The organism is Sphingobacterium populi (genome assembly GCF_001586775.1).
GTDB lineage: Bacteria > Bacteroidota > Bacteroidia > Sphingobacteriales > Sphingobacteriaceae > Sphingobacterium > Sphingobacterium populi.
Genome location: NZ_LQXS01000001.1, coordinates 679790 through 696222 on the forward strand (window position 1 = coordinate 679790; position 16433 = coordinate 696222).

Genomic DNA, 16433 nt, shown 5'->3' on the forward strand with positions numbered 1-16433 from the left:
TTTGTTAATTTGTTTTCACAAAATAATTAAAGGATTTAGTAATTTAATCGAGATAGATATGACAACAGTTTTGATTGAGAAAGAGGAAATTGAACAATACAAATTTGTACCTGCCGCAGTAGATCGGACTAAAGAGTTTGCCTCAAAATTATCAGATGCATTACGTTTGGGTAACGAATTTAAATCAAAGACGACCATGACATTTATGACAGAGGATGGCCCAAAACGTGTAGAAACTACTGTTTGGTCACTAACTGAGAAATATATCGTGCTTAAAGCTAGCGTATTGATTCCTATGCGTTCCCTAATCGATATTAGCTACTAAAAATGATATTATAAATACAACTACCTGAGATTTATTCTAACATGCACAAAATATTTGCAGCCCTAGTTACCTTCGGGCTTACGTCTGTCGCTTTTGCACAAGCAGACAGTACCATGATGCGCGAAATCTATCGACAATCGCTCACCAAAGGTCAAGCATACGACGATTTGCGTTATTTGACCAAAGAAATCGGGCACCGGATTGCTGGTTCGGAGCGAGCAAATAAGGCCGTAAAGTGGTCGGAATCCCTTATGAAAACTTTGCCATTCGACAAAGTATATTTACAAGATGTCACCGTGCCTTATTGGGATCGAGGCACACCAGAGGTAGCCGTCATTATAGATAATAATGATACTTTGCAGGTTTTGGCTTTGGGTGGTTCAGTAGCAACACCGAGCGGTGGAATAGAAGCGGAGGTATTAGAGATTGAATATTTATCTGAGTTGCAAAACCACGGTGACGCGGTGCACGGCAAAATTGTGTTCGTTAATAAGCCTTGGGATGAGTCTTTGGTAGAGACTGGCATGGCTTACGGCCTCAATACATCACAGCGTAGTCGTGGGCCAGCAGCGGTCGCCAAGTTTGGCGGCGTAGCCTATTTGTTTCGTTCGTTGTCTTCCTCCACGAGAGATGATTTTCCGCATACTGGTGGCACAAGATATGTAGAAGGAATTGATAGCATTCCAGCAATGGCCATCTCGGTTGTTAGTGCTGAACGCCTGCATACTGCGTTGCAAGAGAATCCGAAAGCGAAAATATATCTGGAGCAACATTCGGGCTGGAAAGGCGCCGTACAAACACACAATGTAATCGCCGAGTGGCGAGGTACTGAGAAACCTGATGAAATCATCACCATTGGCGGACATATCGACTCATGGGATGTCGGCGAAGGCGCACATGATAATGGCACTGGCACCATGGGTACATTAGATGCTATACGCACGTTGATGAAATTGGGTTACAAACCTAGGCATACAATACGTTTAGTATTTTACATGAATGAGGAAAATGGTGTACATGGTGCGACCAGATATGGCGAGTTAGCGGCCGAAAACCAAGAAAAAATAGTTGCCGCTATTGAGAGCGATGCAGGAGGATTTGCGCCAAGGGGATTCGATATCAAAGCATCTCGCAACTCCGTAAACTGGATTCAGTCGAAGTGGAAGCCATTATTTGAACAACAATATTGGGTTTCGCGTTTTTTGCAAGGTAGTCCTGGAGTAGATTCGGGTATATGGGCCGCGCAATTCCCTAATACCGTCATGTTTAACTTTCGTCCAGATCCGCACCGTTATTTTGATTTGCATCATACCGACAAAGATGTCTTCGAAGCTGTGGATCGACGCGAGCTACAGTCCGGAGTGGCGGCAATTGCATCATTATTATATCTAATAGATACACAAATAGATCAGTTACCAAATTAAATTGATTGCGATGCTGGAACTCATGAAAGCGATTAAAGTTGATTATTCTGGCGATTCAGCACAAATGAGTTGGGGCAATGTCCCATATCCACATCCAACTGCCGACGGGCAAGTGCTGATTCGGGTCAAAGCAGCGGGCGTCAATCGTCCGGATATTTTGCAGCGTGATCGGCAATACGCTCCTCCAGCAGACGCAACATCCATTTTAGGTCTTGAAGTAGCAGGCATTGTCGAGCAAGTATTTGGCGAAAGTCGATGGCGGCCAGGCGATGAAGTTTGCGCGTTGACACATGGAGGTGGCTACGCCGAATACGTGTGGGTAGATCATCGACATTGTTTGCCAAAACCCGAAGGTTGGTCTTTCGTTGAAGCAGCTTCGCTGCCGGAAACCTATTTTACGGTCTGGTTCAATGTATTTATGCAAGGCGAACTTGGACGCAATAGTAAAGAAACGCTACTAGTACACGCAGGAGCTAGCGGCATTGGAGTGGCAGCTATACAAATAGCAAAAGCACTTGGCCATCGCGTTATTATAACTGCGCGCAAAGAGAATCAATTAAAAGTTTGTCAAGATATCGGTGCCGACGCTGCCATTCTACTGGATGAAGAATGGACTAAACAAGTACAATCGCTACGCGGATCGGTAGATGTGATTTTGGACATGTTGGGAGAAAGTACGCTGTTAGGAAATATCAAAGTACTTGGAAAGGCAGGGCGATTAGTATGGATTGCCTTTTTAACTGGTACAAAAGTCGTGTTGCCGATTCCACATATCATGGAGAAACAAATTCGGTTAACGGGTAGTTTTCTACGTCCACAATCCTTTGATGTGAAAGCTAATATTGCTTCTGGCTTGCTTGAACACGTCTGGCCAAAGATTTCGCAAGGCAAGATCAAACCCATCATTGAAAAAACATTTTCTATTCAAGATGTTCATCAAGCCCATGCTTGGCTAGAAAAAGGTGGGCATGTCGGTAAGATAGTGCTCACGCTATGAAAAGTCCGCTGCAGCTCTACGCATGTATAGTGCTCTAGACCTAAAATAGGTTCAAATTTGATTTTTTACGGAGCCTACTGATTATCATCGCGATCGCAATTTGCACCGCATACGCTAAAGTTGTTGTACTCATCATAGGCTGCGCCTAACTTGCCCATGATGGTAATAATGCGATCAATTCGGACAGCAGTGCCATTATCCATTGTTACAAAAAGGCCAGATCCTGAGTCACCCGTCAATGTCATTGCTTGACCAACCGACTCTTCTAGCTTATTTTGCGCATCAAAATAGAACACCTTACCATGTGCCTTGTCCGCTATCAATGTCTCAATGATCTCTTTGTATTCCCAAGCTACGGGAAGATAAGAAAGGTTGTATGCTTGTTGCTGCTTCTCCATTCGTGTATCTCTGGGTAATGAACTTCTGATTTGATAAGACAAAGTTCGTCAATATAAGTTTTGAATACGACCGTAACCTTCTCATGCCAACGTCATATTGTCTCGACCGTGTAGAAGAATACCAAAAATTATGTCGTAAATTTAAATCATGAGCAAGGGGAAAAGAAATACAGGATTTGTTTTCAAGCAGTACGAGGCTCCATTTCAGTCACCTTTCGACAAGCTTTTCGACATCTTCAAAGAGCTAATCACGCACACTTCTGGAGATTTTGACGAAGCAATAGATTGGTTGCGGCAGCTAGATAAGGAATTCCACCTTACTACGCCCGAATATACCGTTGATGATTTTATAGAAGACCTCAAGAATAAGGGCTACATTCAGGAGCGGGCGGATTTTGGTGGCAGCGGAGTTGGACTAACCTCCAAATTAGAGAAAGCGCTACGGCAAAATGCATTGGAGCAGATTTTTGGAAAGATGCGCAAAGGTATTTCTGGAAATCATAAAACGAAATACAGCGGGCAAAGTGACGAAAGTACGGGCGATTTGAGAAGTTATCAATATGGTGACAATCTCGACAAAATTTCCATGACCGAAAGCCTAAAGAATGCACAGGTTAATCATGGAATTGGTGAATTTAGCCTGTCGGAGAACGATTTAGTCGTAGAAGATACCCAATTCAAATCGCAGATGAGTACGGTGTTGATGATCGATATCAGTCATAGTATGATTTTGTACGGTGAAGATCGTATTACTCCGGCCAAAAAAGTAGCGATGGCGTTATCCGAATTGATCTTGACGCGCTATCCTAAAGATTCGTTGGATGTTATCGTGTTTGGAAATGATGCATGGCCCATAGCAATCAAGGATCTGCCGTACTTGCAAGTGGGACCATACCATACGAATACCGTTGCAGGTGTACAACTGGCTTTGGATATCTTACGGCGAAAACGCCATGCAAACAAGCAAATTTTTATGATTACCGACGGTAAGCCAAGTTGCTTGAATATGCCAGACGGCACGTATTACAAAAATCCAATGGGTTTAGACCCGTTAATTACTAATAAATGCTACAGTATTGCAGCTCAAGCGCGTAAACTAGGTATCCCGATCACGACCTTTATGATTACTTCAGATCCTTATCTGCAAGAATTCGTCGATGAATTTACGGCTTCCAATCATGGCAAAGCCTACTACACCGGTTTAGGTGATTTAGGGGAGATGATATTCTCCGATTACGAAGATAATCGTAAGAAAAGAATACGATAAGAATATAAACTCGGTTTACGTATCTCCAATTTATTGGAAAGCGATAGCCATAAGTTGATTAAAAAACACAGAGATTACAGATCTATGGAATATACAGAAATCACAACATTTGGTGCATTAAAAAACGCCAATTATACATCAAGACATATTAAGGAAGAGCTACGTCAAAACTTGATAGCGAAAATCAAAAAAGGCGAAACGGTATTCGAAGGCGTACATGGCTATGAAGATACCGTGATCCCCGAATTAGAGCGAGCCATTCTTTCCAAGCACAATATCAATTTGTTGGGTTTGCGCGGGCAGGCGAAAACACGTCTGGCGCGTTTGATGGTTAATCTTTTGGACGAGTACATTCCAGTGGTTGCCGGTTCGGAGATTAATGATGATCCCTTTGAGCCGATATCACGTTATGCGATCGAGCAATTGGAGCAGCTTGGTGACGCTACACCAATAACATGGTTGCACCGAAGCGAACGCTTTGCGGAGAAATTAGCCACACCTAATGTCACTGTTGCCGATCTAATAGGCGATGTGGATCCGATCAAAGCTGCTAACCTTAAATTGAATTATGCCGACGACCGTGTGATTCACTTCGGAATGATTCCACGCGCTAATCGCTGCATTTTTGTTATTAATGAATTGCCCGATTTGCAAGCACGGATTCAGGTGGCTTTGTTCAACATCTTACAAGAAGGGGATATTCAGATCCGTGGCTTCAAGCTACGATTACCACTAGATATACAATTTATTTTTACCGCCAATCCAGAAGATTATACGAACCGTGGCAGTATCGTAACGCCTTTGAAAGACCGGATTGGTTCGCAGATCTTGACGCATTATCCTACTTCCGTAGCCATTGCCAAACGCATTACCGATCAGGAAGCTGGATTAGAGTCAGCGCAAAAGGAACAAATCTATGTACCCGAGTTGGCGCGCGATTTATTGGAGCAAATCAGCTTTGAAGCGCGTGAGAGCGATTTTATCGATGCGAAAAGCGGTGTAAGTACCCGAATGGGGATCACGGCATTTCAAAACTTACTAAGTGCGGCAGAATTACGATTGCTACGCACCGGAGATCAGTCTACAACGGTTCGGCTGAGTGATTTTATGGGCATAATTCCCGCTATTACTGGAAAGGTGGAATTGGTGTATGAAGGCGAGCAGGAGGGAGCGGCGACGGTCGCTATTCAACTGATCGAAAGTGCAGTGAAAACCTTATTCAACACCTTATTCCCGAAAGTAGAGAAATTGGAACGCGAAAATCAGCGGTATCCGTATGATGAGATCGTGCGTTGGTTTTCTGAATCGGATGATGGCATTCACCTATCCGACGAAGCGAATGATGCGGATTACCAGGCACAGTTAGAGCTGGTTCAACCGTTGCAGCAGTTGCTTACACAGTATCAACCCGACACAAAACCCGAAGATATCTACTTTCTAAGTGAATTTTTGCTGTGGGGACTTACACTTAATAATAAGCTTAGCAAATACCGCTCTGGCAACGGTTCACAGTTTGAAGACAATTTTCATGGATATCTTCGGGACAAGATTTAATTAATTTACGGCAAATTGTTTAATCTTTGTTTTACGTGTGGTTTTCTTTTTGCGTTTATACCACCACACATAAAATCCGGTGATTGGTAAGGTAGCGCAGATCAAGCTGGCTAAGAAATATATAATTTTGGTGGTTATTCCACCTATATAGCCCGTATGCAAGCCAAAGTTGGCGCGTGAGATCCATTCGCCACCTTTGGCTTCGCTCATGGGTTTAGGCGTATTTGGCATGAGCTCCAGTGTGTAGCGATTGAAACGTAAATCTCGCCAGCTACCATCAATCATGTCCGTACAAGCGTATATTATTTTATCATCTTCTTCTGGGATATGGATGATAACGGCATCTTTGTTTTTGCTGGCGATCTCCGTACGCACCTTATAAAATATTGAGTCGGTGATTGCTAAGGCGTCTAAAATATTCGTGTTAACGCTAGGTTGTACTAATTCCTCAGTGTTGCGTGGAGATCGCGGATATCCGCCTGCTAAATCCACAACCGTTTTTCGTAACCAAGGAAACGACATCATCATCGCGGTAAAAGCCATTACTAGAGCGACAATCAAGGAATAGAATCCTAGCACATTGTGTAAATCATAATTAATTCTTTTCCAGTTACTTTTCAAGTTTATGGTAAAGCTTTGTTTTACCATACGTTTATTCCATCGCTTTGGCCACCACAGGATGATTCCGGATAAGGTGATGATGAAAAAGAACAAAGTTCCCCAACCTGTAATTTGTCTTCCAATATCAGTAGGCAACCACAGATGTCGATGTCCTTCATCCATAAAGTGGAAGAAATCTTCGTGATCTACTTCAGCGATTATTTGTGCATTATAGGGATTTACATACATCAGGGTATCGCCGTGGTTGATACCAATCTTAATGGGTTTGCCATGCCCATAATACCAGAAACTTTCTATTTCCTTTCGGGGATATTGGGTTTTAATTTTTTGGTAGACTGTACTCGGTGGTAATAATTCTGTTTGTTGCGAATTATCAGGTGAGGCGCTGTAGAGCCAAGAATATTTGATTTCTTCCTCGAATACCAACGCACAGCCAGTTATGGACAATATCATGACCACAATGCCTGATACTAAACCAAGCCAAAGATGTAGCCATGCATTTATCTTTAATAGAATCTTTTTCATTTTACACAATATCTTCAAGAAAAATCGGTCATAGAAATACCTTCCTGCAGCATGTGCGCAGGAAGATATTAGATAGATGTAGGGAAATTATTTCAAGCGGTACAACATTGGCGTATCGCCATCAGCACCGTCAATACGAGCGCCGCGCGTTAGTTTATCCATATTAGAATCGTACTCCCACACGTACACGCCATCTGCCTTTGGATCATTTACTGCAATGTATGCTTTACCATTGTGTACTACGCCAGAGCGTGAGTTGCCCACTAGCGGGAAATCAAGTTTTTTTATGACTTGCTGTGTGTTTACATCAACGATTAAATATTCCCACATCGCAGCATACCACCAATCATTAAATTCCTTGATGTTAGTTTGCGTATCATGCGCACTAATCAGCAGGGCTTTACCATTACCGATGTAGCTAACACCTAATTGGTTGTCGCCACCACGCTGTGCACTGATATTGAAGAAATAGTTAGGGTCGATCTTGTTATCACCATCTTTTATACGATATATTCCGGTTGGTAAGCCAGCTTTGCCACCTCCTAATACGGGCATGGGAATCGTTAAGATATAAGTGTAGCCGTTGTCTTTGAAATTGCTAAAGTATGAGTTGCGTACGGTACCAAGCGGTGCCGACCGCGCATCTTCACCCGTTTCTTGGAAGTTGCTCAAAGTTGGGTAATCTACCGTACCGGTGTACGACTTATCGTAGTGTACTTGCGTTTCTTCGTTATATAATCCATAACCGATAAATAGTTTATTACCTTGTGGAATTACGGAAAAAACGCGTCTGCTGTGCTTTTCTGGAATACCTGTTTTGTCAAATTCACCGCTTTTGGTGACTTCCATTTTCTCGACATCCACTACTGCGTAAAAGTTATCGGACCGCGCACCAAACATCAATTCGGTATCGCTCAACCAGGCATGCCAACCGAGGTACAAGCTTGGCAATTGCGAGAAAGGAATTTCGCGGATGGTTTTCAAAACGCCATCTTCGAAGCGATATTTTCCAAATTTGTTCGAATTTGGGTTTACATGGTAGATATCACGTCCTTTTTGTACTAAATTCTCTTCCCAAGTCAAGATTTCCGATACGTTAGTACCTTTTCCTACTGGAGAAATCACACCACTCATCAAATCTTCGATAGGTAACATATAGCGACCATTGTCGGTTCCGACGATTACCGCAAATTCTGGGTCGACGATTTCGTCTGGAGCTGGCGAATCATCACTACAAGAGGTAGTCGTGAAACCGAGGGTAGCCAAAGCCATTGCTACGGCCCATGCCCATTTTTTCGTGTGTTGTAAATTTATCATATCAATGTATTAATTAGTAAATATTTAAGTTGTAACGGAATTTTATGGAGATAAAGCGACCTGGTTTTTGGAGCTTAGAGTTGTCGTAAGCGATCACGTTCGTCAGGTTTCTGCCTTCTAAGGTGAAGTTGTATAAGCCTTGTTTGATCGAGTAGGTGATACCCGCATTCTGGATCAATTGTCTTGGAATGTAATAGTTGGTCGAGCGATCGCCTAGTTTCGACCAGGTCGTGGAATATTCATTGACGTACTGCATAAACCAATTGAACTCCAAGCGTGTGCCTTCACCCAAAATATCGTTCTTACCGATAATGAAATCAGTATTTCCATAAAGCCAAGGCTTATCTGGTAAGCGGTTGCCATAGGTTACTTTGATTCGGTTGGTACCGCGTACAAATTGTTCGCGATCGACCGCACTTTCGTAACTACCGTTGATCGTGAATTTTAATAAATCACCGTAGGAATAACTCATTTCCATTTCCGCACCTTCTACTTGGATACCGCCATAGTTGTAGTACTGACTAAAGTTTTCGGAGGAACCCGACACTACACCTGGCGGCGTACGGTGGATGTAGTTGCTCGCATTGCGGTAGAATATAGCTGCAGTAGCGTAGATACGATGTATGTCTTGGAATTCACCATTGTAGAATACGCCTAGATTATAATTGTCGCTGCTTTCTGGTACGAGATTAACGTTTGGATATACATCTACACCATTTCCATATAATTCAACCAAGGTTGGTAGGCGATAAGCATGCTCATACGAAGCCTTAAATCCTAAGCCGTTGGAAAGGAAATAACTAGATGCAGCTCCATACCCCATATAACTTTTGGATTGGCGGGTATCGCCTCCATCTTCATTCTCGACGCGACCACCAAAATTGTAGTACTTGGCAAAGACCTGATTACGCCATTTCTTGTCGAAGAAATCGTGCATGTAATTTAACCCTAAAATATTTCTGCTGACGCTATTATTCTGCCGAAAGCTATGGTTGTACGGATCAATCTCATTATAGCTCTTGCGATGATTATTGGTAAGTGAATGCGTGAGGTTTACCGTTTGCACCGGATTTATTTCGTAATTAAATGTACTCTGTACTAAACTGTTGTATCCGTCGTAGTGCTGTATTGATTTAGTTAGGTTGATCTCGCCTGCATCTGGGAAATAGATGTCTGGGCGACCATCCCAACGGTACACGCGGTACGAACTGGTATCTGTGACCACATTTTTATCATTGGCAAAGTTGGCAAAGATCGTGGCTGATAAGCCACGCGTAAATAGATCCTCCTTGCGGTAGCGTAAACTGGGCACGATGCTGTTGCTCTTTTCGAATACATGGCCGTATACTTTTTGTTGCGTAGCACCAGTCTGTACTTCGTTGTACACATTGTTATAGGTCAAGCCTAATACAAATACATCGGCCCAGCTTTTGCCCGACAAGCCGGCTTCTACCTGCGTCATATTGGAGCGATACGCATCGTGAAAGCGTTTGGCTGAGGCAATGGTATCAAACTGATTCGGATTGTCGCGGTTCACCACATCCAGGAATACACGCGCTTTTGGATTGGTGTACATGCGGTAGTCATTGTCCGAATAGTTGAAGAACGAGTTTACATTGACGTGTAAGCCTTTTTTCGGATCGGTAAAACTACCGCTCAATGCGGCACGGTGTGTATTGAAAGAACCGTAGCTGTAACTCAAATCAATTGATTTGCGGCGATCACGTTTGGTGATGATATTCACCGCGCCACCAAGCGCATCGGAAGTAAGGTGCGCTGGAATAACACCTTTATAAACCTCAATGCGCTCCACGATGTTAATGGGAATGTTGTTGAATGACATGCCGCTACCGTAGGCTTCGATTGGCACGCCATCGATAAAGAACTTGATGTGATTGCCCGACATCCCATTGATGGAGAACGAATAGCTGGATCCCAAACCGCCTTGTTCTCTGATCTTTACTCCGGTACTGCGATTCAATATCTGGTTGATATCCGTATTACTATTGGCATATTGCTTGGTTTCGATGACATTTACGCTGAAACCCGATTGTTGGATTTCTTTGGCTTTGCTGAAGCCTTGCACCTGTACTTGCTCGATGTGTTCGTCTGAATCTTCTAACGTAAAATTAATGTCAGTAAGAGGGGTTGTGCCTACGCAAATAGTTCTTTGTTGTGTTTTGAAACCCATGAGATGGGTTTCTAAGACGTAATCGCCCGGTGCTATTGCCTGTAAAATATATTTTCCACTAACGTCGCTCTGCGTTTGCTTGCTATCTTGATTTAGGATGCGGATTGTTGCGCCTTCTGCCCCCTGATTATTTTTTGTTTTGATTGTTCCACTTACGGTAATTCCCTGCCCATATGACGCAGCCACTGCGACGAACATTAGGAGACAAAGTCTCCATTTCAGACCCAACATATTTTTATTTAGATTAATGACACATAAGGATGTTGCTTATGCCCTCATTAACCGAAGGTCGTAAGAGAAGAAAAATGAGAAATTATTTCAATTTATCTAGTCTAAGCTGGTAATCTATTGGAAAATCGGGGGTTAGGTGTGCAGTTATTTTACCACTTTCCAAATTATATTGCCATACCGTGTGGTTCTCCTTTTCATCATCGATGGCAATGTAGAGGTCAGCGCCCACTTGAACCACGTTTTCTTTGCGCGTCCCTTTATCTAACGGCAAATCCAGCTTCTGCAGTTTGCCGTTAGCCAAATCCGCCAGATAGTATTCAAATTGGTACACGGCATGGTGATTGGAGAAATCCGTGTATTTATCCGAGCGCTCGCCGCGTACGATGGCTTTACCATTGCCCACATACCAAAATCCATAGGCATGATTGCCAGTCTGTGCCGAGATATTCACCATGTAGGTCGTATCCACTTCGTCAGATCCTTTTTTCTTACGAAAGATAGCCGATGGTTGTTCTATATTGTTTCCAGCTGCAATGCCTGGTCCGCTGGTAAAATAGAAATCCCCATTTTCGGCGGTGCCGCTGTACGTTTGTATGGTATTGATCCCGCCGGGATAGGTCGAGCGCGGATCTTTTTGTTCCGACAGCACACGTAAAGAAGCAAAATCCAAGGTACGGTAATACATGGTATCCAGTGTGGTATATTCGTTATGGCCGAGCATTTTGCTGTAAGCAAAAGCTATCCAGAGTTTGTCGTTGTCGTAGCGCACCAAACCCAAGCTCAGAATGTTAAAATCATTCACCGCAGGTGGAATCGGTAACTGCGCTTCGCGAATCAGGGAGAAAGTTTTGGTATCAATCTCATAGAAACTACAGGTTTCGATATCGCCATGTACCACATTGGAGATCAGTAAAGTATCTGAATTATTTTTCCAGTGATATTGCTCTATATTATCGTTCACTACTTTGATCGAATCCATGGCTTGCAATCCCATCGAAGAAATCCGATATTGGATCAGGTAATCATTCTCCGGGTTTACCGAATAGATGAAACCCTTACGCTGGATAAATTCACGGTTGAAACCGGCATGTGGTGGACTAAAAGAAGCCAGCTGTTGCCAAGTGCTATCGATCATTACAAAGTTATTAACGCTTTCTTTGCTAACGAATAGGGAATAGGCAGGTTCAAAATTTATCGGTGAATCGATCTGTTGTTTGGTTTGCGTACAGGATGTTCCGAAGCCGATGATGCTACTGGCAAGTACAACATATAAGATCGGGTAAAATCCTGTAAATAAACGCATAGATTAAGTAAGGTGAAACTGCTTTCGGATGTGTTTTCGTAAAATAGGTGGCAGATATTCTAACTGTGATTTAGAATAAACAACCAATTCGCTGGTATCCGGATCGGTGGAGATAAAATATACTTCTCCCTGCCGAAAATCCAACGAGGTGTTATTATGCTTGTCATAGAGCTTGATATCTTTCTTAGGACTGAATAAGACATCGCCAGAAATGGCCATATTGCCAGATTGTAGATTGATGCTGGCCGAACTGTTTTTGCTGAGTGTGAATTCGAAGGAATCTTCTTTCCAGAGCATGACCGCTTTGTCTGAGTTGCTGGCGTTGAACAAATGTTCTTTACTCGCAGTAGTAGGGTAGAACCACCAACCCATTCCTAAGATAATCAGTAGCGAAGCCGCGATGGCTATCAGCGCCGCAAATTTTACGGTTGGATCGTTGTTTTTTGCAAGCTTGACGGCGTTGGAATTTTCAGATCTTTCAGGGATATTGCTCTTGGCAGCCGATTCTTGCATATATGCGGATATGTGCTGCCACATTTCCTGCTCGATCAGCAGATCTTCTATAATGTCCTCAGCTATATCGGCTTCTTGCTCGTCATCGCCATCCAACGACAAAGAAGTGCTATCCAACCAAAGGCTTACGGCAGTCGCTTCCTGCTCGGTACACTGCCCCAGTTCGTAGCGTTCTAGTAATTCTTTGGTTATCTTCATCTCTTCAATATTACAAAGATAATACATTATTGTGAGCTGCAGTTAATCCTTATTCTACCGGATACAATCCCATTCTTAAGGTAGAAAGCGCTTTGCTAATATGGTATTCGACCGCACGTTCAGAGATGAGCAGCATATGTGCGATCTCTTTGTTCGTCATCCCTTCTTCGCGACTCATCTTGAATACGTTTTTGCATTGCTTTGGTAGGGATTCAACCAGATGATTAACTTTATGTTTGAGTTCCTTGACTTGCACTTGCTGATCCTCATAATCGATTTTTGTCGTATTCAGAATGATGTCATGGTGGCGCTGTTTGGTTGATTTATTTCGAATGTATTCCATGGTTTTCAGTTTCACAGATCGAAGCAAATAGCGCTCTACATCTTCAATATGGAGGCTGGCGCGCCTTTCCCATAAAGATTTAAAAATCTCTTGTACAATCTCCTTTGCATCTTCCTCATCTGCGGTCATCTTCACAGCAAAACCGAACAAACGTTTCCAGTATCGTTCAAACAGTTGTTTGAACGATACGTGGGTAATTTGAACTAATTGCGTATGTAGATTTTCTTCCAAAGCATCGCAAATATACACTTATTTAGATTTATTATAAATAATATTAATAGTAAAAATTGCCTAAATTGCTATGCATATACCTATATTTTTTATTCGCCAAATCGGTAACTCAGCGATAGCATCACTTTTCGATTATCAGGAAATGCCGATTGCCAGATCACCAAATCGCCATACGTACTCGTAAATTGCGGATTGCCATTGCGAATCAATCCCGTTACCGCCAACTTCAACATGGCGCGATCGTTGAGCATTTTTTTCTCGGCCGCCAGATCCACGCCATAGCGCTGATCGGTGCGCATCGCACCGGTCGTGACGCCCGAATTGTAATAGCCAGCAACTTCGGCACGTAATCCCCACTTCAAGTGCAGCGTGTGGCGGCTGTTGGCTGACCAGCTTGAACCTTCCGAATCCAGAATCACACCATCGATCTCACCTTGATAATTATTATGAAATGCATTGAGATAATGGCTACCTGTCCACCACGGAAAAAAGGTATTGTTGTACATCATACTGGCGCTGTAATTTTTGAAATCGCCGATGTTGGCTGGGCGCGTCAAATTTTCGCCCGGATTGCTGCCCACGCGCGAGATCCAATTGATCACATCGTACCCATAACTCATGCTTACCGTGGTGAATAGGGCATTTCTATAACCATGTCCGATCTCGCCGATATAACTGCGCTCGGGTTTCAGCTCTGGATTTCCTTCCGAATACGTAAAAGCATCTTCGTAAATGCGAAACGCATTGATATCGTGATCACCTGGGCGCTCAATACGGCTGCTAAATGAACCGCGAATCGTATTCGCATCGTTGATATTGTACAGTAAGAACCCGTTCGGGAACAAGTCAAAATAGCGCTGTTGGCTGATGTCGTTTAGCGTCACCTGATTGGCTTTGATAAAGGTATATTCTCCGCGTAAACCTGCCTGATATTCGAAGCGGTTGAATTTTCCAGAATACGTGGCATAAGCCGCTTGAATATGTTGCGTGTATTGGAATTGATTGGAGGTGTTGGCATCTCGCAGCCAACTATTGCCGCTCAACGTATCATTGCGCACATCATTACTGATAAAGAAATACGTGGCTTTCCAACCTAATTCGAGCTTGGCTAGATCGCTAAAAGGCTTGCTGTAATCCAATCGGCCAGCATAGGTCGTGTTGCTTAGATCTTGCACGTTTGCGCGTGCTGTGGTGCTGTTGTCAATCGTTTGCAGATTGGCAATATCCGTGCGAAAAATATTGTTATACGCATTGGTATGCGGCGCATAGTCGAAATTGATCTTCAAAAAGTGATCTTCGCCTTCGTATTTATTCACGTAGTTGATGTTGAACGTGAGGTTGTTAAATGTTTCATCAAACTGATTGTTTGTCGTCGCCGTCTGCATGGTGCTGCCCGTCGCGGTGCTCGTGACCATATCGATCAGCGATTTGCTGATGAAGCGCCCACGCATCCAGTGAAAGCTGGCATCGAGCACACCGCCATCGTTGAATTCATAACTCGCGCCGGTACGCAAGCTGTGAAATGTGCCAGGATCCAGTTCTTTCGTTTCTTTTTGTTTTTGTAGCGTTTGAAATAGACCATTGCTGAAAAACTGCCGCTCCACCAAGGTGCTATCTTTTGACTGTTCACGACCTATAGAACCGTTGGCGTACATATTCCAGCCATTTACTTTGTAATGGACGGCACCGCCAATCGTTCCTTGCGATCGTCTACTTTGCGAACCACGCACAAATACATCACCACCAAAACCACTACGTTTGTTGCGCTTGGTCACGATATTGATGATGCCCGCCGTTCCAGCGGCATCTTCACGGGCAGATGGATTGCTCATCAGTTCCAGTTTGGCCACATCGGTAGCCTGCATACCGCGCAGCATGTTGGCCAATTGCGCTCCAGTTAGGTAGGTTTCACGTCCGTCAATACGTACATTTGCACCTGAGCGTCCTTGAATCGAAAAATTTCCTTTTCCGTCGGATATAATGCCCGGCGTTTTTTCTAATAATTCAAGTGCATTATTGCCTTCACTCAATACGGATCCCTCTACGTCAACCACCAATTTATCGGCATATTGCCGAATGGCAGGCTGCCGTCCGCTGACGGATACGGCGGCGATTTCGGTGAGGTCGTCATGCAGATAGATATCATCGAGCAGGCGCTGTTCGCCTGGAGTTAGCATCATTTCATTAGATACATATTCGGCAAAGCCTAATGCCTGTACACGTAATAAAAATGTGCCTTTTTGCGTGATTTGAAGTTGATATGCGCCTTCCGCATTTGTTTTCTGCGAACTTACTAATGTGCTATCCGGCGAGCGCAGCAGCATAATGGAAACATCAGCTTGTGGTGTGCCATCAGCAGATAATACGCGCCCTTTGATGCTGGTTTGCGCGTACAAATTGGCGCCTAAAAGTAGAAAAAGAAAGAAGAGTAATCTTGTTTGTAAAGTCATGTCGCGGCATGATATAGTCATCCATTTTTAAAAGTCGATGGAAGATTATATCTTAATGAATGGGGTGGATGGTATAATATAATCTGCGCTTAGATAAAGTAAGTGTTTCGTAAGCATTCTTAATGAGTCTAAGGAACTCAATTTTTATAAGTCTGGTTGGCTTGATTTAATTTTTTGCTAATGGTGAAGATACCGTGCAAAGGAATCGTATACATGGAAATATATGTGCTCTTATTCATCATAATGATTTATGTTTTTCTGACAGCAATTTTTGCAGCCTTATTATAAGAGTGTTGCCTAACTGTAGATTTACCGAAGGCTTATTTAGAAAAGTTCTTTATAGAAAGAAGAAATTAGTGATTTCGTGATTTGATGTGTAGCAAAGTGCTAGTGCATAGTATATAATATTGAATGTATTTATTCATTATTGAATCTATTAATTTATAAATTCCTCACATGTGCACACATATGAGGTCGAAAAATCAAAATAAATTATGTGATTAAGTTTGGATTATAATATATATTATGTTAAATAGAAATATAAA

Annotated in this window: 13 protein-coding genes; 5 read left to right on the top strand and 8 right to left on the bottom strand. The window is 43.0% G+C overall.

Annotated elements, in window-relative coordinates:
* The first annotated feature begins 58 nt into the window (after positions 1-58).
* The 3 genes from A0125_RS02650 to A0125_RS02660 are packed head-to-tail and all read left to right on the top strand — an operon-like array spanning position 59 to position 2746.
* Entirely contained in the window at positions 59-325 is a 267-nt protein-coding gene (locus tag A0125_RS02650; RefSeq protein WP_066751720.1) for a hypothetical protein, read from the top strand.
* Positions 326-366: 41 nt separating this feature from the next.
* Positions 367-1749 carry a M20/M25/M40 family metallo-hydrolase gene (locus A0125_RS02655; RefSeq protein ID WP_066751723.1) on the top strand — a complete coding sequence of 461 codons (1383 nt, stop codon included), beginning with the start codon at positions 367-369 and terminating at the stop codon, positions 1747-1749.
* Between the two features lie 22 nt (positions 1750-1771).
* Positions 1772-2746: an NAD(P)H-quinone oxidoreductase gene (locus tag A0125_RS02660; protein ID WP_197464739.1), complete on the top strand. Its 975-nt coding sequence runs from the start codon at positions 1772-1774 to the stop codon at positions 2744-2746.
* A gap of 74 nt (positions 2747-2820) precedes the next feature.
* Here the strand turns inward: A0125_RS02660 and A0125_RS02665 are convergent, their stop codons facing one another.
* The gene (locus A0125_RS02665; RefSeq protein WP_066751729.1) at positions 2821-3144 is read right to left on the bottom strand and encodes a hypothetical protein; all 324 of its coding nucleotides are present in this window, start codon (positions 3142-3144) and stop codon (positions 2821-2823) included.
* Positions 3145-3292: 148 nt separating this feature from the next.
* Between A0125_RS02665 and A0125_RS02670 the strand changes: the two genes are divergently transcribed.
* Together A0125_RS02670 and A0125_RS02675 are read left to right on the top strand one after the other, a co-directional pair.
* Positions 3293-4411, top strand: coding sequence for a vWA domain-containing protein (locus tag A0125_RS02670; RefSeq protein ID WP_066751732.1), 1119 nt, complete (start codon positions 3293-3295; stop codon positions 4409-4411).
* 84 nt (positions 4412-4495) lie between these two features.
* Positions 4496-5965, top strand: coding sequence for a magnesium chelatase (locus tag A0125_RS02675; protein ID WP_066751735.1), 1470 nt, complete (start codon positions 4496-4498; stop codon positions 5963-5965).
* Here A0125_RS02675 and A0125_RS02680 read toward each other — a convergent pair whose 3' ends face one another.
* The 7 genes from A0125_RS02680 to A0125_RS02710 form a co-directional block, all read right to left on the bottom strand.
* On the bottom strand, positions 5966-7111 hold the full coding sequence (locus A0125_RS02680) for a PepSY-associated TM helix domain-containing protein (protein ID WP_066751738.1): 1146 nt from the start codon (positions 7109-7111) through the stop codon (positions 5966-5968). It lies immediately after the preceding gene.
* Positions 7112-7198: 87 nt separating this feature from the next.
* Positions 7199-8428, bottom strand: a complete 1230-nt coding sequence (locus tag A0125_RS02685) for a hypothetical protein (RefSeq protein WP_066751741.1) — start codon at positions 8426-8428, stop codon at positions 7199-7201.
* A gap of 13 nt (positions 8429-8441) precedes the next feature.
* Positions 8442-10817, bottom strand: a complete 2376-nt coding sequence (locus tag A0125_RS02690) for a TonB-dependent receptor domain-containing protein (protein ID WP_082784857.1) — start codon at positions 10815-10817, stop codon at positions 8442-8444.
* Between the two features lie 115 nt (positions 10818-10932).
* Positions 10933-12153 carry a hypothetical protein gene (locus A0125_RS02695; RefSeq protein WP_066751744.1) on the bottom strand — a complete coding sequence of 407 codons (1221 nt, stop codon included), beginning with the start codon at positions 12151-12153 and terminating at the stop codon, positions 10933-10935.
* Between the two features lie 3 nt (positions 12154-12156).
* The gene (locus tag A0125_RS02700; protein ID WP_066751746.1) at positions 12157-12864 is read right to left on the bottom strand and encodes a hypothetical protein; all 708 of its coding nucleotides are present in this window, start codon (positions 12862-12864) and stop codon (positions 12157-12159) included.
* A 49-nt stretch (positions 12865-12913) separates the two neighbouring features.
* Positions 12914-13438, bottom strand: a complete 525-nt coding sequence (locus A0125_RS02705; RefSeq protein ID WP_231863092.1) for an RNA polymerase sigma-70 factor — start codon at positions 13436-13438, stop codon at positions 12914-12916.
* Between the two features lie 89 nt (positions 13439-13527).
* Positions 13528-15909: an outer membrane beta-barrel family protein gene (locus A0125_RS02710; RefSeq protein ID WP_082784858.1), complete on the bottom strand. Its 2382-nt coding sequence runs from the start codon at positions 15907-15909 to the stop codon at positions 13528-13530.
* Between the last annotated feature and the right edge of the window lie 524 nt (positions 15910-16433).

Coding starts and splice junctions, on each gene's coding strand:
- A0125_RS02655 (WP_066751723.1), top strand. CDS start 367: ATGCACAAAATATTTGCAGCCCTAGTTACCTTCGGGCTTACGTCTGTC.
- A0125_RS02675 (WP_066751735.1), top strand. CDS start 4,496: ATGGAATATACAGAAATCACAACATTTGGTGCATTAAAAAACGCCAAT.
- A0125_RS02700 (WP_066751746.1), bottom strand. CDS start 12,864: ATGAAGATAACCAAAGAATTACTAGAACGCTACGAACTGGGGCAGTGT.
- A0125_RS02665 (WP_066751729.1), bottom strand. CDS start 3,144: ATGGAGAAGCAGCAACAAGCATACAACCTTTCTTATCTTCCCGTAGCT.
- A0125_RS02680 (WP_066751738.1), bottom strand. CDS start 7,111: ATGAAAAAGATTCTATTAAAGATAAATGCATGGCTACATCTTTGGCTT.
- A0125_RS02685 (WP_066751741.1), bottom strand. CDS start 8,428: ATGATAAATTTACAACACACGAAAAAATGGGCATGGGCCGTAGCAATG.
- A0125_RS02710 (WP_082784858.1), bottom strand. CDS start 15,909: ATGACTATATCATGCCGCGACATGACTTTACAAACAAGATTACTCTTC.
- A0125_RS02670 (WP_066751732.1), top strand. CDS start 3,293: ATGAGCAAGGGGAAAAGAAATACAGGATTTGTTTTCAAGCAGTACGAG.
- A0125_RS02650 (WP_066751720.1), top strand. CDS start 59: ATGACAACAGTTTTGATTGAGAAAGAGGAAATTGAACAATACAAATTT.
- A0125_RS02660 (WP_197464739.1), top strand. CDS start 1,772: ATGAAAGCGATTAAAGTTGATTATTCTGGCGATTCAGCACAAATGAGT.
- A0125_RS02690 (WP_082784857.1), bottom strand. CDS start 10,817: ATGTTCGTCGCAGTGGCTGCGTCATATGGGCAGGGAATTACCGTAAGT.
- A0125_RS02695 (WP_066751744.1), bottom strand. CDS start 12,153: ATGCGTTTATTTACAGGATTTTACCCGATCTTATATGTTGTACTTGCC.